Genomic DNA, 20,279 nt, shown 5'->3' on the forward strand with positions numbered 1-20,279 from the left:
ACCTGCCGGGGATTGACCGTTCACAGGGTTTTACACACCTGACAATTGCCCGGAGGAACCGGGCATTTGCGCGTTGTCGGCAGACAAGCCGATCTGTTCAATTTCCTCTCGCGACAATTCGATGAGCCTGGCATTTCGCGCGGCCGCCTGATCGAACAGCCTGCTCAGATAGAGCGGATCGTCAGCACTCAGGCCTTCATCCTCGCCCTCCTCCATCAACTGCAGTTCATCCATTTGCCTGAACGCTTCGGGCTGCTGCTCCTTGAGATAGTCCAGCCAGTAATCGCGCTGGATCAGGTCCTCCAGAAATCTCTCGGAGCGCTCCGCGTTGACCACCTCGGCCCGCGCATTGACCAACTGCTGCGGGGTGACACCGGAGACAAATTTCATGTTTTTCGGCTGCCCCGGCAACTCCAGTCCATCGTCCCAGCCCCCGGTCAGACCGATCCGGTAACCGAGGCGGACTTCCGCTTCGTCGAAACCACTGCGCGCAGCCGCCGCTTTTGCCAGTTCATCGACCTTGTCCAGCCGGAACAGCTGCCGTGACAGGGACAACAAGGCCTCGCCGCGGATTCCCGGGCGACCGGCCGGTAAATTGAGCAGGGCGTTGTAGGTGAAGACCTTGCTCTCCAGACCACTGAACGTAAGGATGCGCCCGTCCACGCAAGTACCGTGTGTGGCCGAGCCGGCGAAAATCACCTCGCGCAGCTCAGTGTTGGCGGCCGCCGCCTCCATGACCATCCACACCCGTCGGGTCAGATCGGCATTGGCCACGCGAAACTCCTGGGTGTCCTGCAATCGATCGAGTAGATGGAAGAATGCCGCGCTATCCGGTTCGGCAGCGAGTTGATCCCAGAGCCTGTCTCTTGCCGACGCCTGCTCCGCCGGCAGATTCGCCAGCCACGGCGCCTTCTGTTGCGCATGGGCCTGTTCGCCCGGGAGGGTTTCGTCGGACTCGATGCTGTCGGTGGTTTCACTGAGCCCGCCGGCAACGTCGTCAGCCATTTCCTCCAGATCGGAACTGGAGAAACCGAGCACTCGCGGGCGGTTACCCGCAGCCTGATAGGTTCTGAGCCTTTCAAGCGACGCCTCCGACAGGTTGTAGTTATCAGTCAGGTCGGTGCCGTCCATCAGCTCATCGTGCTGACCGTCCAGCGCCTGATCGGGGATGGCGGTGATGTCGTTGCGACTGAGGTTGAGTGTCCGCAGGTGCTGCGCATCCAGCGTCCCGGCCGGCCATTCGGTGAGGTTGTTGTTGCGCAGATCCAGACTTTGCAAATGCTCGAAATAGCTGACGTCGAACGCATCGAGAGGGTTGTAGCCCAGGTCCAGTGCCTGCAGATATGGCAGACCGGATAGCGCCGCATACAGGTGCTCGGTGTCACTCAAGTTGTTGCTGGCAAGCTCGAGTCGCTCGAGCTCCGGCATTTGCCGGACGGCATCAGGCAGCGCTGTGAGTTCATTGCCACTGAGGGTCAGACTGCGCAGGTGAGTGAAAGCCTTGAGAAAGCCGTTGCTGCCCTCGGCCGTCACTCGAGTGCCTGTCAGATTCAAGCTGCCGACATGCCCGAAATCCTCGGGCAGCGGCGGTAGATCGCCCAATTGCAGGCCGTTGAGATCCAGAACCGCATCGACCCCGGCAACCGATAACCGTGCGCGCCAGCAGGTGAGGATGCGCCACGCCGCCAGGCTGCGTGATTGCGAGGAGATGACCCAATCGACGCCACGGGTTTCCCGGGTATACAGCCAGCCATTGAGCCGGCGAACGAGGGTTTCAAAGGTCTGGCTCCAGCCCGCGATCCGCTCGCCGATCTGCACATCGGTCGCGCCATCATTACGCAGCACCTCGATCACCTGCATGGCTTGTTCATCGGTAAAGGCCGGCTGCATTCGCTGCAGGTTCTGGCGCATCAGTGTCAGCCCGGTACTGACCGGAGCCTGTGTCAGCGGCAGCAACTGGCGGGCCACTGACAAACCGTTCTCCGCCGGCGGAAAAGTCGCCGGCACCGGTTGCCGGGCAAACGCATCCAGCGCGCCGGCAGGCAGGCCGAGGGTGTGTTCCAGCCGCCGGTGCGCCAGACGCAGTTCTGTGGCCGCCGCGGCGGTCAAAGGCGCACCGGTCAGGTTGGCATTGAGCAATGCGGTGCTCTCGAGCACGGCAGGCGGCAGCGTGCTGATACGCGTGTCGCGCAGGTCCAGCCACGCCAGTTGCGGCAGACCTTCGGCCCCTGTCGGCCACTGTTGCAGGTGCGTTCCCTGCAGGTCGAGGGCCTTCAAACGTTGCAGGCTGTCGACGTTCAGCGCGCTCAGCGGGTTGTTCCGCAGATTCAACTGTTCGAGCGCGAACAATTCACTCAATCCGCTCTGCAGGCGTGAAGCGTCGGTCAACAGGTTGTCGGCGAGGTCCAGGTGCATCAGGCGCGAAAGACTCTGCGACTCGATCGGCCATTCGTGCAAGGCATTGTCACTCAGATCAAGGGTTCGCACTTCGCTGAACGCACTGAGAAAACCGCGCATCTGCGCGGCTGCAACGCGCTGGCCACTGAGCAGCAGCGTGCGTACATGCGCAAATGCGTTTGCCGGTAACGTCGGAAGTTCGCTGAGCATCAGCCCGGACAAATCCAGGGTCAAGGCGCTGATCGTCGCGCCATAGCGCTTGAACATTCCCTTGCGCCAACTGGTTTTGAGGACGTGGGCCAGGTTTGATCGCGCGACAAGTTCGCGCAGCGATTCTGCCGACACCACCACCCGCTGCTGCCACTGATTGAGCTGGCTATCCAGCGCAGCATATTGATCGCTCAAGGTATTGATGGCGGCGAAACGCTGCTGCTCATCCGGCCAATGCTCGAAGAAACGATTGAACACCCCCTCGGGTGATTGATTCACGCCCTCGCCCAGACGCCGTAACTCGCCGCGGCAATAATCCCTGACCATCGTCTCACGGTCGATCAGGTGTTCTGGATGGGTCTTGACGTACTCGTACACGCCCGTGAAGTTTTCCCGGGAGAATCTTGACCAGTCCAGCGACAGCCCCGACCAGAGTTTTTCATGCCCCTGCAACAGTGCTGCCGGCACGGCGCTGATTCCGGTGTCCCTGAGGTTCAGACGCTCCAGGGCCGCCAACTCCAGCGCACCCGCAGGCCATTCGAACAATGAATAGGCAACGATTTCCAGTGTGCGCAGATTACGCATGCCGCTGACGTCGAAGGCCAGCGGCTGATAGCTCGCGGTGCTGACACTCAATGCTTCAAGACGGGTCAGTTGAGCCAGGCGTACCGGCATGTCAGCGGCAAAGGGCATTGCGCTGTAGAGCGTCAGATCAGTGAATTCCGGCATGCTCTGCAACACCGCCGGCACGTTGGTGAACGCTTCTGCGGTGGCGTTGATGCGCAGCGCCTTGAGCCTGGGGAAACTGCCCAACAGTTCATCGACGTTGGCATCGGTGATGCACCGCCCCCTGACTCGCAGATCGCGCACATGCGAGAAATCCGCCGTCAGCACCGGCAACGGGTCGTCGCACGTCAGATCGAGGCGTGCGGCAGTCGCGTGGCTATCGGCCAGCGGCGAATTGCGCCAACTCTGCTTGAGGCTGCGCACCACGCTGGATCGGCCGCCGATCATCGATTGCAGCGTCGGCTCCGGGGGCGGCACACCTTCCCATTGCGCCAGCGTCGATTCGAGTTCCTGCCATTCACGCATGCGCCTTTGCAACAGCTCGTAGATCTGCGCGTCAGTCCGCCCCGCGGCCAACTGTTTGAGGATGAACCCGCCCGCCTGCTGATCCGTTAGCGCCGGATACACGTCCTGCACGCGCGTCACCAGCAGCGGGTTGACGCCTTCGCCACGACCGCTGGCGTAATAACCCAGCCCGTGCTGGCGTACCCGCACCGGCGCCTTGAAGCGCTTCTTGTGCCCATGGCGTCTGCTCGCCAGTCGAGCCAGTTCGGCACGGTGTCGGGCCACATACCGGATCAGTGCCCGGCGCAGTCCGGCGCTACGCGTAACCTGGGTAAAGCCCAGGGCCTGTCGCGCCTGATCGGGCAACGCATGGAGGATTGAGGCAAGGAAGTTGTCGCCGTGACGCGGAACACTGTTCAGCTCTTCCCCGCGCTCGTTGTACGCCTGACAGACCGGCCCGCGCTTGACCAGATATTTGGTTTGGCCGGCACTTTCGCTGCCGACACTGTCGATCAACAGACCTTCCAGGCTGCCTTCGCGCACTTCCAGACGCACTTCGTCCGACCAGCCCGGCAGCCGTTCCAGCGCGCGCAAGGCCAGCCATTGGCTTTCGCTGCCGCTCGAATTCTCCATATGCAGGCCGGCGACCGCGTGGTTGAAGCGGCGCTGCCGGGCATATTCACGGGAGACCTCCAGCAGGCGCAACGGTACCCGCTCACCGCTTTGCAGGCGCGCCAGTTCCTCGGCGTTCGCCTCCAGCAGCACGCGGATTGCCGCCGAGCTGCCCAACCCCGGTGTGGCGGCTTGTAGTCTGGCGATTTGCGGGTTGTTCAACGCGGGCTCGTCATAGAGCCTGTCGAACATCGCCGGCTGCCGGGTTCGCAGGTAATCGGCAATCTGTTTGCGCAGTTCCAGCGGCCGGGATTCGATCACACGCGCCGGCTCGGCGCCCAGCAACCAACGTGTTTGCGGCTCATCCAGCGCTGCCAGAATGCGCTCAGGCAATTGGCCGTCGAGCACTTCGGCGCGGGTCACCTGGATCGGCGTGCGCATCTGGCCCTCGATTGAGCCAGACTCCGCGCCGAACAGCCGGCTGGGACCGGACAACTGTGCTCCGTCGAAGACTTCCAGAATCTGTCCGCTCGGCCAGCGCGGCATTTGCGTGAGCATCGGCAGCGTCAGCAGATACGAATCATCCAGGCTGGTTCCTCGTTCGACCTGATCAATCAGCCGCCCGACCTGCTGATCCGCCTCATACAGACGCAGCGTGTCGGCCAGGGCCAGTGGCGTCGGCTGATGATCGAGGTGCATCTGACGCAGGGCATCATCACTGACACCACTGACATCAGCGATTTCGAGCAGTTGCGCGTCCGAAAACGCCTCAGTCGAGTGACCGATGCGCCGCAGCAGGGTCAGTCGATCCCAGCTCAGCGGTCGCTCCAGATTGTGACGCCAGGCACCCAGTCGATTGTGCTCAAGGATCGGTTGATACACCGCAGGATCATGCGGGTGGCGGATGCGCCAGCTTTTCAAGGCCTCGTCGTAGTGCGTCTGGTAGACCTTGCCCTGCTGGCGAATGAAGGTCTTGCCGTCGATTCGATACACGCCCTGCGCATCGGGCACGGCACTCGCAGGCAGGACACTATCGCTGACGTAAGCATCAAGGTCAGGCTTCCACAAGCGAACCGAGCCGTCTGGCCGTTCGACCGGGTGCAGATGCTCGATCACGGGCTCGGCGGAGGCCGCCTGGAGTCGGCCTGCGCCCTTGCCGACCGCGCCCATCACGCCAATCAGCGCCAGGTTCTGCGCGACATCGACCAGATGCGCCTTGGCAGCCTGGCGATCACCTTCCGACCATTCGATGGCGCCTTCGAACGACTCATAGAGCAGTTGCCCCGCCATCACGGTCATCATGATTTCGCCCAGTACCGGGACGAACATCGACACCATGTTCAACGCCATCATGCCGAGTTCGAGCAGATGACTGAGTTTTTCTGACCGTACCCGGGCGTCGACATCCGCAGTGGGGACGGCATGGGCCCGCGCGTCGGCGATGAACCTGGCCCGGTGCTGTTCGTAGAGGTACTCCCAAAGATCGGTGTTATCGGCCCAGATCCCGGCTACGCCTTTGCGCGTGGTCGGCAACGGGTCGAGATACGGGTCAGGCTGCGGCTCGCGTTTGCCGGGGGCTTCGGGTGGCAGCTCCTTGATCCGTGCGATGGTGGACAGTGGCGGTATCAGCTGTGCGACCTTGACCCAGATCGAATGCAGCGGGTCACTCGGGGAGTCCGCAGCCTTTTGGGTGAACTGACTGAAATAGTAAGGACGGTCGGCATAGGCCACGAACTGACTGAAAAACTGCTGGTAAGCGGTCGGGCCTGGCCCGGAAGCCGTAGGGTCAGAAGCGGTGAACTTGCGTTTGAACACCTCACGCATCTGCGCCATGGTGTAACGCTTGAGCGGGTGTTGCGGGTCATGGGGAATGTAGACGATGAACTCGTTGGTGTAGCGGTAGCGCTCGCTGATGCTGAACACCACGCAACCGGTCATCCGCCGCTTCATCAGGCTCAGATCACGAAACCACACGGCCTTGCCGCCGAGCTGCGGGTGGATCTGGCCGTCCACCACCGACAGAATCATCCGGTAGTCGGCGGGCTCGATGTCCTTTTTCAGCAGCGCCCATTCAGCGGCGGCATGCAACGCGGTTTTCTGGCTGGCAATGAAGTGCCGGCGCAAGGTGTCGGTTTTCTCGAAAAACGCTTTGATTCGTACCTGATAACGGGCACCGACGTCCAGCGAACGACACAGCGTCAGAAACTGCCTGACCGTGATGCCGATTTCTGCTGCCTGAAACTCGCCCGGGGTCGCCGTCTCGACCACGAAACCGGATCGGGAGTGATAGGCATCCGCCTCACATTCCGACGCCTCGAAGTTGTGCAATACCGCTTGCAGCAATGGCAGTTTCAACACTTCGAACGTGGAAACTTCAACTTCCAGCACCCCGAGTTCGAGGGGGCGTCTGAGACACAGCAAGGTCTTGTCGAGATCGACCGTCACGTTGAACTGATCCTTGAGTGCCTTGCCGAGCAGCGCTTGGGCAAATGCATCGATGCCTTCAAGGCCGGCCATGGTCTTGTCGAGTCGGGTCTGGGCGACAAAGGCTGCCATGACCCGGTCTTTCAAGGCTTGCTGCTGATCATTCGGGAATTCGTGATCGCCGTGCGCTGGCCGGGTATTGACTGCTTTCATCGCGGCTTGCCGTGCGGGCGAGGCGGCAATCAGCCAATCGGGGATCATCTGCTCCAGCAGCTTGCCGTGAAGGCTGGCGCTGACCGGCGCGCGGGGCAATGTCGGGGGATGAATGGACATCCTGTCTCTCCTGAAAAATGGGAGGACAGGACACCATGTCCGCCGCGGTGATCTGCGGTACATAGTTATCGTATTGGCGTGGACGTGTTACCGGACAAGTCTGGAACCGGCGTGCGACCACAGCACAACCCGCTGGATTGACTATGCTGTCGGGACAGCCTTTCGGACGGGGGATTTATGGACGATCCAGTCGACAACAAGCCACCGAGCTTCTGGCAGATGCTGCACAGCGTCATGGCGGCGGCATTCGGCGTGCAAAGCGGGAAAAACCGGGCAAGGGACTTCTCCCATGGCAAGCCCAGCCATTTCGTGATCCTGGGGATCGGTTTCACCGCCGTGTTCGCCTTGACGCTGTTTGCCATCGTCAAGCTGGTACTGCATTTCGCCGGGGTCTGACGGGGTTCAGTGCATCAGGATCTGCAGGCTGAACGGGTAGCGATACGACGTGGGGTGGCCCTTGGCCGACAACTTGCGAAAACTCACGCCGTAATCCGGCGACGCGCCCATCGCCAGCATTTGCTGTGCCTGATGCTTGTCGATCAGTTGCAGCAGCGACAATTGCCGGTCACGTCCGCCATAACGATCCAGATCGACGCCCTGCTCATAATCGTGCAACTCCACCAGCGCCCAGCCGCCAAGGGTGAAGTGACCGCCCACCAGCGCGCTCAAGCGCCCATCGACCACCGCCTGCAACGCCTCGGGTGAGGTATTGACCGCGCTGAACAGCACATCCTTGCCAGGGACTTTGCCGGCTTCGGCAAACGCATGCATGGCGCCGAACGCCATTTCATCATTGGCTGCCCACACCAGCGACACCTTCGGATAACGGCTGACCAGTTGCCGCGCCTGCTCGTAGGCACGCTGCCGGGTCCAGCCGCTGTACACCAGTTGCCGCAGTCGCACCTGCGGATGCTCGGCCAGAGCACGTTGCATGCCCTGCTCGCGCAATTGCGCTGACGGGGTGATCTTCAGGCCGGAAAACGCCAGCACCTCAATCTGTTCGCCCCGCGCAACGGGAGGATGCAGGCGAATCAGCTCTTTCATCATCAGGTAGCCGCCCTCCTCGTCATTCGGCACCAGGCTGCCGATGCGATCGGCACGCTCGCCGACCAGCGCCTGCTGATCAGGGGTCAGCACCGCATTGACCATGAACAGCTTGACCCCGCTGCCCTGCGCCATACGCAGGATCTGTGGTGCAACATATTGCTCGTTGACGAACATCAGATAGTCGGGACGATTCGGCCCCTGCAAGGCAATTCTGGCCTGGGCCAGGGTGAATTCGGGCTGGCGCCGGGAATAGAGAATCTGCAAATCGACGCCCAGGTCACGGGCGGCCGCCTGCATGAATTGCGAATAGCTGACCCAGAAGGCTTCCTGAGTCGACCCGGGATTGAGGAACAACACCGACTCGGCCCGGGCCGCAGAGCCGAAAACCGCACCGAACAGCAGAAGGCTGAGGTGGAAAAACTTCAACATGAATGATCCGGGCCCAAGGAAAAAAGGCCGCGCATTATAGCCCCCTAATCAGCGGCTATTGACGCCTGATCCCGTTTTTTGTCCGACAATCGTCGGAAGCAGGCCCGAATCGGTCGTTTACTGATGACTGACCCAGAATACCGCTGTCCCAACGACCAGAATGATCAGGAACAGAATGGCCCACGCATCGACACTGCTATCGCTTTTTCTCGCCTTGGTCGGATTGCTCATTGCATCGCCTCTTGTCGGTTTTATCGGTGATTGCAGAAAGACTCGATCACAGTTAAGACGATGATTGTCCCCGCGACAAATGTGGGTTAATCAACAACTATTCTCGTTAGGCGATTTGGTTCTTTACATATACTCAAACATCACTTTTGCGCATAACTGCAAACGGGTATATTGCCCCGGCTCCATTAGGGAGTGCGCGGCCGTGCGCGCGTAATTGCCGAGGCACCATCGGACTCCAGCAAGCGAAAACGCAGCGTTTTCCGAGTAGCCCAAAGCCTGAGAACAGGACTTATATGTACGTATACGACGAGTACGATCAGCGGATCATCGAGGACCGCGTCAAGCAGTTCCGTGATCAGACCCGACGCTATCTGGCAGGCGAGCTGAGCGAAGAAGAATTCCGCCCCCTGCGCCTGCAAAATGGCCTCTACATCCAGCGTTTTGCGCCGATGTTGCGCGTGGCGGTGCCTTACGGCCAGCTGACTTCCCGTCAGGTGCGCATGATGGCCAGGATTGCCCGCGACTACGACAAGGGCTACGCCCACATCAGTACCCGGCAGAATGTGCAGTTCAACTGGCCGGCGGTGGAAGACATCCCGGACATCCTCGCGGAACTGGCCACCGTGCAGATGCACGCGATCCAGACCAGCGGCAACTGCCTGCGCAACGTCACCACCGACCAGTTCGCCGGTGTCGCCGCCGATGAAGTGATCGACCCACGCCCATGGTGCGAAATCGTCCGTCAGTGGACTACCTTCCACCCGGAATTCGCCTACCTGCCGCGCAAATTCAAGATCGCCGTCAACGGTTCGACCGCTGACCGTGCGGCCATTGAAGTCCACGACATCGGCCTTGAGCCGGTACACAACGCCGCCGGCGAGCTGGGTTTCCGTGTACTGGTCGGCGGTGGTCTGGGCCGTACCCCGGTGGTCGGCGCATTCATCAACGAGTTCCTGCCATGGCAGGACCTGTTGAGCTACCTCGACGCCATCCTGCGGGTGTACAACCGCTATGGCCGTCGCGACAACAAATACAAGGCGCGGATCAAGATCCTCGTCAAGGCGCTGACCCCTGAAGTGTTCGCACAGAAAGTCGATGCCGAGATGGAGCACCTGCGCGGTGGCCAGACCACGCTGACCGAAGCCGAGCTGCATCGCGTCGCCAAACACTTCGTCGATCCGGACTACAAGGCGCTGGAGAACCAGACCGCCGCCCTGGCCGAACTCGACAAAGAACATCCGGGTTTCGCCCGCTGGCGCTCGCGCAACACCCTGGCGCACAAGAAGCCGGGCTATGTGGCCGTGACCCTGTCGCTGAAACCGACCGGCGTTGCTCCGGGCGACATCACCGACAAGCAGCTCGACGCCGTCGCCGATCTGGCCGAGCGCTACAGTTTCGGTCAGCTGCGCACCTCCCACGAGCAGAACATCATTCTGGCCGACGTCGAGCAGAGCCAGTTGTTCACCCTGTGGGGCGAACTGCGTGAAGGCGGTTTCGCCACGCCGAACATCGGCCTGCTGACCGACATCATCTGCTGCCCGGGCGGTGATTTCTGCTCGCTGGCCAACGCCAAGTCGATCCCGATCGCCGAATCGATCCAGCGCCGTTTCGACGATCTGGACTATCTGTTCGACATCGGTGAGCTGGACCTGAACATCTCTGGTTGCATGAATGCCTGCGGTCACCACCACGTCGGCCACATCGGCATCCTCGGGGTGGACAAGAAAGGTGAAGAGTTCTACCAGGTGTCCCTCGGCGGCAGCGCCAGCCGTGACGCAAGCCTGGGCAAGATCCTCGGCCCATCCTTCGCCCAGGACGACATGCCGGACGTGATCTCGAAGCTGATCGACGTGTACGTTGAGCAACGTACCGAAGACGAGCGCTTCATCGACACCTACCAGCGTATTGGCATCGACCTCTTCAAGGAACGCGTCTATGCAGCGAATCATTAAGAACAACGAGGTTGTCGACGAAACCTGGCACTTGCTGCCCAAGGACGCGACCCTCGACGGCATCTCCAACTGCGACGACCTGATCGTGCCGCTGGCCCTGTGGCGTGATCATGCTCACGCGCTCAAGGCCCGCGACGGCGGGCTGGGTGTGTGGCTGGACGCCGATGAAGAAGCCGAGGAAATCGGTGACGACGTCGCGCAGTTCCAGGTGATCGCGCTGAACTTTCCGGCCTTCACCGATGGCCGCAACTACTCCAACGCCCGTCTGCTGCGTGACCGTTACGGTTTCAAAGGTGAACTGCGGGCGATTGGCGACGTGCTGCGCGACCAACTGTTCTACATGCGCCGTTGCGGTTTCGATGCGTTCGCCCTGCGCGCCGACAAGGACCCGTACGATGCGCTGGAAAGCCTGAAAGACTTCTCGGTGACCTACCAGGCCGCCACTGACGAACCGCTGCCGCTGTTCCGTCGCCGCTGATCGAATACGCCTTGAGCACCTGCTCAAGGCGTACTCCCCTCCTCCTCTGTATCCGACCTGGCCAGCTCATTGGCCGGATGGCGCACCAGTGCCTGATCGGTGAGCTGGCGAATCAGCGCCTGACGCTCATTTCTGAAATTGTCGTGAATCGCATTCATCTGCACCGCCGCCTGATTGCGCGTCAATTCCGCCTCCTCCAGACGCGCCAATGCCTGCGAGGTTCGAACATAGACAAGAGCGAAAGCGTCGGGATAGGCCGACTCGAGAAACTCGACCCAAAATCGCTGGCCGATACACCAGTCGGGAAACGCCGAAGAGCCTTCAATACGCATGACGGCCTGATAGGCCTGATCCAGTTCTACCTGCGATACCTCGACATTCAACGGGCTGCTCATCGCCCTTGGCTGCCCAGGCAAATTCAGGCGCTCCGCCAGCCCCACCCGATAGGCCAGACTGAATTCGAGTGCATGCTCGTAGACTCTCGGCTGGGCGCGGGTGTTGATCTGCGCCAGCGTCCGTTCTTCCAGCGTTTGCAGGCGAAACAAGCCCCTGAGCAAATGCGTCAATTGCCGCTCCAGCGGCGCGCCACCGACCCCAGCCGCGACTGTGGCTCGATAACACAGAACCTGGACTTCCATCTCACTGAACACCGCAGAATAACCATCGACACTGGTGGCGACGCGCGCCGTGCGGAACAATTCGCTGCGCAACCGCGTGTCTTCAGCGGCCGCCTCGACCACATTCCACACACGCTGGCTGAAATACGGGTACAAGCGGGTGTAATCGGCCGTGTGGATCAATTGTGAAAGTACATTGAAGAAATCCCGCGAGCCGGGCGCTGCCCTTACCGCCTCCCAGGTAACGCTACGCGGTATCGCTTCGACGGCAGGCCTGCCGGTCAGCCAGCGCGCACTCTGGCCTTCATACGACGCGCTGGGTAGCGGCTGATGTCGATAGACCCGGGCCATTACACCGAAACTGACGCTGTTCGCCTGCTGATACGTCGCAATCTGTCGCAAGGTGTCAGGCGACAAGGGGTTTCCCATCAGGCGAACGGCGCGGGTGACCATCAGCGGAGCCCTGAGTACCGCCTCCGGTACCGTGCTTATCTGGTTATCGCGCAGATCGATCAGTTGCGGTCGTTGCAAACCGGTGGTTCCCTCGGGCCAATGATCGATTGCGCAACCGCGCAAGCGCAGTCTTTCCAGATCCGGCAGCGCGCTGACATCCGGGGCATGCGCAAGGTCAACATTGAAGTCCAGGCTCAGCACCCGCAGCTTTTTCAATTGCGCCAGTGGCGGCACCGATGCAGAAGATAGACGAATACGGTTCTCGCTCAGATCCAGATGCGTCAACCAGGGCATGCGTTCCAATGCCACCGGTAACTGGGTCAATTGGTTCCCTCTCAGGGAAAGGCTGCGCAAATTTCTGAAATGACGCAAAAATGCTGTCAGCCCCAGCGGCGTAGTGCCGTCCATGACCAGATGCGTGACGTGGCTGAAATCCCCGACCAGCACTGGCAACTCTCCCAAAGGCTCCGGGGCGAAGATCAAAGTGTCGGGTGGCGCGTCGCCCGAGGCCCCCGGCTCTCTGCGCCAGCAGCGGATGATCGCGCGCATGGCACGGGCCTTCGCCGACTGTGGAACATCAAGCAATGAGCCATCGATCCCGTTGTACTGCGTTTGCCGCGTCACCCAACGATTCAAGACTTCGCGAATACCGAGAAACTCCAGGCGCAGTAATTCCAGCTTCATCAGCACCAGAATCTCATTGCGACCCAAGACGTTGAGTAGCGCATGGATCTGTGCAGGGGAATGGGCCGGATAGAGCTCCTGAATACGGCGCACCATCACTGAAACGCTCACACCTGAGTTCGCCCAGGGCCCTGCCGGTGGCCGGTCAGCCAGGGCCATGGGCGAATAATCGCCGGGACGTTCGCCCATGGTTCTGGCAAACGTTGTTCGCCGTTTCATGGCAAGTTCGGTGATTTTCTCCCGCAGCCCGTTCGCCCCGGTCTCGAACGACAGGCCCAACAGAACCTTGCGTTGCGCCGACAACCCATGCCAGAGGGCCTGGAAATAATGTTCGCGGGTGCGCCCGGAAAATGTTTTCAGCGCAGCATCAGTACCCTGCAGAACGCTGATGCGATCCGCCAACACATTGATGATCACCCGCTCACTGGATGAGCTTGACGCCGTCGTCGCAACACTGTCGTGGCTGCCCGACCACTCCTGTATCTCGATCGCTGAAGCCCCTGACCAGCCCGGCAAATGCTCAAGGGTATCGAGCACCAGGCGATTGGTACTGTGACCACCGCCACTATCCAGGTACAGGCCTTCATAGGCTCGACACACAGCAATCGCCTGTTGATAGCGGCGCACCTCTTGCGCCAGCCGCAATGGTACGCGGGCAGCGTCCAGCTCCTGCGCTTCGCCATCCAGGGCACTGTCCGCCAACTCCTCGGCAACACGGGCAGGCAGATCGGCAAAGGTCTTCATCAGCAACGCCACCCGCCCATTGCTCGGCGCTTCGTGGCGTCGATAGATTCGCTGGAACAACGGCTGCCGTCGACCTTGTGCCTGTTCGCCGACGATATGCACCAGCTTGCGCGTCTGAACCGCCGAATCCTGGCTTGTCAAACCGAGCAAGGTCTTGCACCGCTGGCTGCCGAGTGCAGCCAGCAGAGAACGGTACAGTTTCCCCCGATGCACATCCTGCTGAGTTATCTTGAGGGTCGTGGTGGCGGTGGGTGCGCCATAACGATTGATTGGCGTGCCCGCTGCATCGACCACACTGATGACGCAGTCTGCCGGCCAACTGGCCGATGTCGTCAGCAGGTGCAATTGCAGGTCAGCATCCGCCATGGGTGCCGACAACGGAATCTGCAGTTGCTCGATAAACTCCGTCACCGCTGCATCGGCGCGAAATCGCAACACCGTGTCGAGCAGCAAGGCCGGCGGATGACCGCGATCTACATGGATCTGACGCAACACGCTGTCTTCGATACCGCTGACAGCCAGAGCCTGCAGCGCACTGGCATCCGACAGCTCCTCGCGGGGATAGCCGAAGCGGCGCAGCAGCGTCAGTCGATCCCAGTCCTGAACCAGCTCGCTGTCATGACGCCAGGCACCCCGATCGTTGGTCTCGAGCAGCGGTGAATAGCGGCTCGCCGATTCCGGCGGTGCCTGCACTTCCCACAGCCCGGTCTGAGGCTCGGGGCGCACCGCATAGTGCAGGGCATCGAGCGTCAGGTACGCCTGGCCACCGACCCAACGCAAGCCGCGGCCATCGCGACGCACTCCGGCTGGCAAAGCCCGACGCTGTTGATACATGTGCAGGTCAGGCTTCCAGAGGCGAGACTGCCCCGAAGCCAGTTTGACCATGCGAAGGCGCTCGATAAAAGCCGATGACCTGACGACTTTGAACGCTGCGCCCACCGCCCTGGTACTCGCAGCGAAAGCCGCCATCAGAATCAGGTTTTCGACGACATCGAAAAAGTAATCCGTCGCCTGCTCCTGCTCGCCTCGGGACCAACTGGCAATCCCTTCATAGACCTGTGAGAGCAACTGCACCGCAGTAACCGCCAACAACGCCTCTCCTGCTACAGGTATGAACGATACAGCGATCAACAGCAGGTCAATCCCGATGGCCTTATAGGTGTCCAGTCGGGCCAGCCGGGTTTTCTCGTCTTCATCGTCCGTTGGGACCACTACGAGCCGAGCGTCGGCCATGGTCTGTTCGGCGTGCTGGCGATACATCAGGGTGAACGGGTCACCCGCAAAATCGATGCCGGACAACGTCACGTAGAACGCGGCACGAGGCAGGATTGAATGACTGTGCGGATACAAACGCCCATCGAGTTCGGTCACCCACGCTGCGCGCTCACTGATCTTGATGTAGCGCATGAAGAATTGGCGAAACGCTGCGCCTTTCAACCGCTGGCTCAACTGTTTCTCGAAATCGCTGAAGGATGAATACTCCTTGAGCGGGTGCAACGGATCACCTGGCAGGTAAACAACGCATCTATAGTCGTCATCGGCGTGCTCACTCACCGGGCCGATAAACAGCACACCGTCAAGTGTGACACCCAGCATCTGCAAGGCCTGATAACCCAAGGTATTGTTGCCCAGTTTGATCGTGTCCTGGTTATCCTTGACTGCCTGCAACATCTCATGCACTTCGACACTGATGTGTTTCTTCAGCAATGCGACGTGCCGATCCACCTCGAACCGACACCGCAAGTTCGCAGTAAACTTGTTGCGCAACGGATTGGCCTCGGCATCCACATTGAAGATTGCACGAAGATGAGTCTGATAGTGCTTGCCCAAGTCGAGGGTTCGACACAACAGCGCAAACTCGTGGGGCTGGACCGATAATATATTCGCCTCTCGACCGGTTACTTTTTCGGGAATATAGATCAAGGAGGTATCGTTATAATTTGTGGCCTGAGTCTCGCTGAGTTCGAAGTTTTCGCAGGCGGCCGTGAGCAGATCGCGATCGATTGGCAATACCAGCTTCCTGCGCAACCCCAGCAGACTGGAAGTGGAGCGCACGTGCTGAAAAATCACCCCGCTGATATCCAGCGAGTTGCCGAGCTTTTGCGACATGGCGCTGGTCAGTAACGGGGCGCAAAACGCTTCGGGCGACTTGAGCGTCTTCAGAAACGGGTCCACTTCACTCTGGGCGCGGTGGCTGGCCATTATGCTTTGATAAAGTGTTTGACGCAGTTCATCCGATGCTGACAGCAGCCAGCCGGGAGCATTGTTCTTGATCAACTCAAAGAACATGCCTTTTTGTTCGGGTATTAATACAGGCGTGACAGCCTGGACAGGTAAAGAAGACATACTGAATATCTCGAAAGCTGAAAGTAACAACAGCTTATCGAGCAGGCCTTTTTATAAAAGCGCGAATTACCGATTAAAAACCCTGAATTCAAATCAACTATTCAAACTCAAACTATACATATATACCGCCACCATAAAAAAAACCCTTTCACCGTTACAGTAAAAGGGGTTTTTCCTTGGCCTTTTCTTACCAGAAGCGTTGCTGGGTCAAGCGACTCCACCAGCTCAGCAGCACGCGATCCACTGAGCCGCTGGCGGCCATGCCGATGCGCTCCTGCAGACTTTTGCGCTCGGCGTAATGCAGGTGATAAACCTCGGCTTTCTTCGCCCGGTCTGCCAGGTATTCATCACTGGTCTTGAGCTCGTCGACCAGTTGCTTGTCCAGCGCTGCAACACCAAGCCAGACCTCACCGGTGGCCACTTCATCAATGGCCAGTTGCGGGCGATAGCGCGAAACGAAGTTCTTGAACAGCTGATGGGTGATGTCCAGGTCTTCCTGGAACTTCTCCCGACCTTTCTCGGTGTTTTCGCCGAACACGGTCAGGGTGCGTTTGTACTCACCGGCGGTCAGCACTTCGAAATCAATGTCGTGCTTTTTCAGCAGACGGTTGACGTTGGGCAACTGCGCCACCACACCAATCGAGCCGAGAATCGCGAACGGCGCGCTGATGATCTTCTCGCCAATGCACGCCATCATGTAACCGCCGCTGGCCGCGACCTTGTCGATGCACACGGTCAACGGCACGCCGGCCTCGCGAATACGTGCCAGTTGCGAAGACGCCAGGCCGTAGCTGTGCACCATGCCGCCACCGCTTTCCAGACGCAGTACCACTTCGTCCTTTGGCGTGGCGAGGGTCAGCAGTGCGGTGATTTCGTGACGCAGGCTCTCGGTGGCCGAGGCCTTGATGTCACCGTCGAAATCCAGCACGAACACCCGGGATTTGCTCTCGGGTTTGTTCTTCTGCCTCTTCTCGGATTTTTCCGATTTGGCCTGGCCCTTGCGCAAGGCCTTGAGCTGATCCTTGTCGAGCAGCGTCTGCTCCAGACGTTCGCGCAAGCCTTTATAGAAATCGTTGAGCTTGCTGACCTGCAACTGCCCCGCCGATTTGCGCCGGCCCTTGCTGCGCAATGCAGCAAAACTGGCGAGCACCACCAGGATGGCGACCACCAGCGTTACGGTCTTGGCCAGGAAGCTGGCGTATTCGGTGAAAAACTCCACAGAGACTCCTTAAAACAATGCGCGGATGCAAAACACGCGCGGGATGGTTGCAGCATACCCATGCCTCGCCCCGTCGGCCAGCCGTGAAACCTCTGGCAACAGGCCTGTAACGAGCATTTCAAACAAGCGTATGTTTTTTCATTGACAGCACTCCGTCATCCTCATAACCTCGCCAAACCTTCAACGTACCGGGATGACGCGGACGTGGGCAGCATCTATCTGATTCGACATGGCCAGGCCTCCTTTGGTGCAGACGACTATGACGTCTTGTCGCCGATCGGTGTGCGCCAGGCAGAAGTCCTCGGCCAGCACCTCGCCGAGCTGGGAATCTGCTTTGATCGCTGCCTGGCGGGCGACCTGCGTCGTCAGCAACACACGGCCAGCAGCGCGCTGGAGCAATTCAGCGCCAAGGGCCTGTCGGTACCGACGCTGGAGACCGATTCCGCGTTCAACGAGTTCGACGCCGACGCGATCATCCGCGCTCTGATCCCGGCCATGCTGGAGGACGAACCGGAAGCCATCGACATCCTGCGCAACGCGGCGCAGAACCGCGCCGAATTCCAGCGCATCTTCGCCCTGGTCATCGAGCGCTGGCTGGCGGGCACCTACGACACCCCCGGGCTGGAGAGCTGGCTGGGTTTCGTCGAGCGAGTACAAGGCGGATTGCAGCGCATTCTCGAACAGGCCGACGGCAACCAGAAAATCGCCGTGTTTACCTCCGGCGGTACCATCACCGCCCTGCTCCACCTGATTACCCAAATACCTGCCCGGCAGGCGTTTGAACTGAATTGGCAAATCGTCAACACCTCGCTCAACCAGCTGAAGTTCCGCGGTCGCGAGGTGGCTTTGGCCTCCTTCAACAGTCACGCACATCTGCAACTGCTGAAGGCTCCGGAACTCATCACTTTCCGCTGAGTCCGGATAACTGTGACCCTTGCTGTAATCAACCAGCGCCTATTACCCAAGAAAGGATCGAACCATGACCTCCGTAGCTGATGCCGTACAAGCAATGAAAGCCAAGTTCAACCCAGCCGCTGCTGCCGGTCTGGATCTGGTCTTCGGTTTCCGCATCGACGAGACCAAAAACTTCTCGCTGATCGTCAAGGACAGCACCTGCGAGCTGAAAGAAGGCGAGAACCCGGACGCGCAGGTCACTCTGGTGATGGACGGCGAAACCCTGGAAGGCATCGTTGACGGTTCGACCGACGGCATGCAAGCGTTCATGGGTGGCAAACTGCGCGCTGAAGGCGACATGATGCTGGCCATGAAACTGTCCGAGCTGTTCCCGTCGTAAGACGTGCGTTCGGTTTGAAGAAAATCCCGCCCCGGTGGCGGGATTTTTGCGTCTGGCCCCTGTAGGAGCTGCGGCACGCTGCGATCTTTTGCTTATGAAAATCAAAGTCAAAAGATCGCAGCCTCGTTTCACTCGACAGCTCCTACAGGATTTACGCCAGCCTCGCCTCCACATTGGATGCCGCCAGCAACTCCTGCGTGTAGGGATGTTGCGCCGCACTGAACAGCGCACTGGTCTCGCCACGCTCCAACACTTCGCCATCCTTCATCACAATCAGGTCATGGGCCAACGCCCGCACCACCGCCAGGTCATGACTGATGAACAGGTAAGTCAGCCCGTGCTCTTCCTGCAGGCGCCGCAATAAAGCAACGATCTGCTTCTGCACCGTGCGATCCAGCGCCGACGTCGGCTCATCGAGCAAGATCAGGTCCGGCTTGAGCACCAGCGCCCGAGCGATGGCAATCCGTTGCCGCTGGCCTCCGGAGAACTCGTGCGGATAGCGATGTCGGGTGGCCGGATCCAGACCGACCTCACGCAGCGCATCGATCACCGCCTGCTCGCGCTCGGCAGCATTCAAATCGCTGTGCACCTGCAAGCCCTCGGCAATGATCTGCTCCACACAAAGGCGCGGGCTGAGGCTGCCGAACGGATCCTGAAACACCACTTGCAGGCGTTTGCGCAGTGGCCGCAGCTGCTTGCCGCTCAACTGCTCCAGCGCCTCACCGGCAAAGCGAATGCTGCCCTCGGCGTCGATCAGGCGCAAAATCGCCTGACCCAAGGTCGACTTGCCCGAGCCCGACTCGCCGACAATCCCCAGCGTCTTGCCACGCTGCAGATTCAGATCGATACCCTTGACCGCCGCCAACCAAGTCTTCGGCCGCAGCCAACCACCCCCGAGACGAAAACGCACATTCAGATCGCGCACCTGCAACAAATCCTGCGCGACATCCCGACGCAGCGCTTCGCCCCCCGGCTCGGCGTTGAGTAACTCGATGCTGTAGGGATGCTGCGGCGCACGGAACAGTTGCTCGCACGCCGCCTGCTCGACGATCCGTCCACCGCGCATCACCGCCACCCGCTGCGCAATGGTGCGCACCAGATTCAGGTCATGGCTGATGATCAGCAGCGCCATGCCGAGCCGCTGCTGCAAGTCCTTGAGCAACAGCAGAATCCTGCGCTGCACGGTCACATCCAGCGCGGTGGTCGGCTCGTCGGCGATCAATAACTGCGGCTCGCAGGCCAGCGCCATGGCAATCATCACCCGCTGGCGCTGGCCGCCGGAGAGTTGATGCGGATAGGCCTTGAGCCGTTCGCGCGGTTTCTGAATGCCAACCAGTTCGAGCAGTTCAAGAATCCGTTCCCGGGCTTGCGCGCCTGCCAGGCCTTTGTGCAGCGCCAGGCTCTCACCGAGTTGCCGCTCGATCGTATGCAGTGGATTCAGCGAACTCATCGGTTCCTGAAAAATCATCGCGATACGGTTGCCCCGTAACTGGCGCAGATAGCGCTCGTGCACGCCGAGCAACTCTTCCCCGGCATAACGAATGCTGCCGTCGATCCGCGTGATGTTCGGGTCAAGCAATTGCAGGATGCTGTGAGCAGTCACCGATTTGCCCGAGCCGGACTCGCCGACCAGCGCCAGGCATTCGCCGGGACGAATATCGAGGTCGATGCCATGCACTACTGGCTGGCCGTTGAACGCCACACGCAGGTCGCGGATTTCGATCAGGTTATCGCTCAT

At 60.1% G+C, this 20,279-nt stretch carries 10 protein-coding genes; 5 read left to right on the plus strand and 5 right to left on the minus strand.

Going from position 1 to position 20,279, the window contains the following annotated elements:
- Positions 1-30 precede the first annotated feature (30 nt).
- Positions 31-7,047, minus strand: a complete 7,017-nt coding sequence (locus BW33_RS09705) for an NEL-type E3 ubiquitin ligase domain-containing protein (RefSeq protein WP_052032700.1) — start codon at positions 7,045-7,047, stop codon at positions 31-33.
- Positions 7,048-7,224: 177 nt separating this feature from the next.
- Here BW33_RS09705 and BW33_RS09710 point away from each other — a divergent pair, with 177 nt between their 5' ends.
- Positions 7,225-7,443, plus strand: coding sequence for a DUF2970 domain-containing protein (locus tag BW33_RS09710; RefSeq protein ID WP_047598606.1), 219 nt, complete (start codon positions 7,225-7,227; stop codon positions 7,441-7,443).
- 6 nt (positions 7,444-7,449) lie between these two features.
- On the opposite strand, the gene BW33_RS09715 is transcribed toward BW33_RS09710, so the two are convergent.
- Positions 7,450-8,523 carry an ABC transporter substrate-binding protein gene (locus BW33_RS09715; RefSeq protein ID WP_047598607.1) on the minus strand — a complete coding sequence of 358 codons (1,074 nt, stop codon included), beginning with the start codon at positions 8,521-8,523 and terminating at the stop codon, positions 7,450-7,452.
- Positions 8,524-9,047: 524 nt separating this feature from the next.
- Between BW33_RS09715 and BW33_RS09720 the strand changes: the two genes are divergently transcribed.
- Positions 9,048-10,706 (plus strand): nitrite/sulfite reductase, encoded by a 1,659-nt coding sequence (locus BW33_RS09720; protein ID WP_047598608.1) that lies wholly within the window; start codon positions 9,048-9,050, stop codon positions 10,704-10,706.
- A complete protein-coding gene (locus BW33_RS09725; protein WP_047598609.1) occupies positions 10,690-11,184 on the plus strand; it encodes a DUF934 domain-containing protein in 495 nt (164 codons plus the stop codon). Before BW33_RS09720 ends, BW33_RS09725 begins: the two co-directional genes overlap by 17 nt.
- 23 nt (positions 11,185-11,207) lie before the next feature.
- Here BW33_RS09725 and BW33_RS09730 read toward each other — a convergent pair whose 3' ends face one another.
- Together BW33_RS09730 and sohB are read right to left on the minus strand one after the other, a co-directional pair.
- Positions 11,208-15,884: a dermonecrotic toxin domain-containing protein gene (locus BW33_RS09730; RefSeq protein ID WP_236645207.1), complete on the minus strand. Its 4,677-nt coding sequence runs from the start codon at positions 15,882-15,884 to the stop codon at positions 11,208-11,210.
- 331 nt (positions 15,885-16,215) lie between these two features.
- Positions 16,216-17,247: a protease SohB gene (sohB, locus tag BW33_RS09735; RefSeq protein ID WP_047598611.1), complete on the minus strand. Its 1,032-nt coding sequence runs from the start codon at positions 17,245-17,247 to the stop codon at positions 16,216-16,218.
- Positions 17,248-17,451: 204 nt separating this feature from the next.
- Between sohB and BW33_RS09740 the strand changes: the two genes are divergently transcribed.
- Together BW33_RS09740 and BW33_RS09745 are read left to right on the plus strand one after the other, a co-directional pair.
- Positions 17,452-18,162 (plus strand): histidine phosphatase family protein, encoded by a 711-nt coding sequence (locus tag BW33_RS09740; protein ID WP_047598613.1) that lies wholly within the window; start codon positions 17,452-17,454, stop codon positions 18,160-18,162.
- A 64-nt stretch (positions 18,163-18,226) separates the two neighbouring features.
- A complete protein-coding gene (locus BW33_RS09745; protein WP_047598615.1) occupies positions 18,227-18,541 on the plus strand; it encodes an SCP2 sterol-binding domain-containing protein in 315 nt (104 codons plus the stop codon).
- 151 nt (positions 18,542-18,692) lie between these two features.
- On the opposite strand, the gene BW33_RS09750 is transcribed toward BW33_RS09745, so the two are convergent.
- Positions 18,693-20,279: an ABC transporter ATP-binding protein gene (locus BW33_RS09750; RefSeq protein ID WP_047598616.1), complete on the minus strand. Its 1,587-nt coding sequence runs from the start codon at positions 20,277-20,279 to the stop codon at positions 18,693-18,695.

The sequence above is a fragment of the Pseudomonas sp. RIT288 genome (assembly GCF_000631985.1).
Taxonomy (GTDB): Bacteria; Pseudomonadota; Gammaproteobacteria; order Pseudomonadales; family Pseudomonadaceae; genus Aquipseudomonas.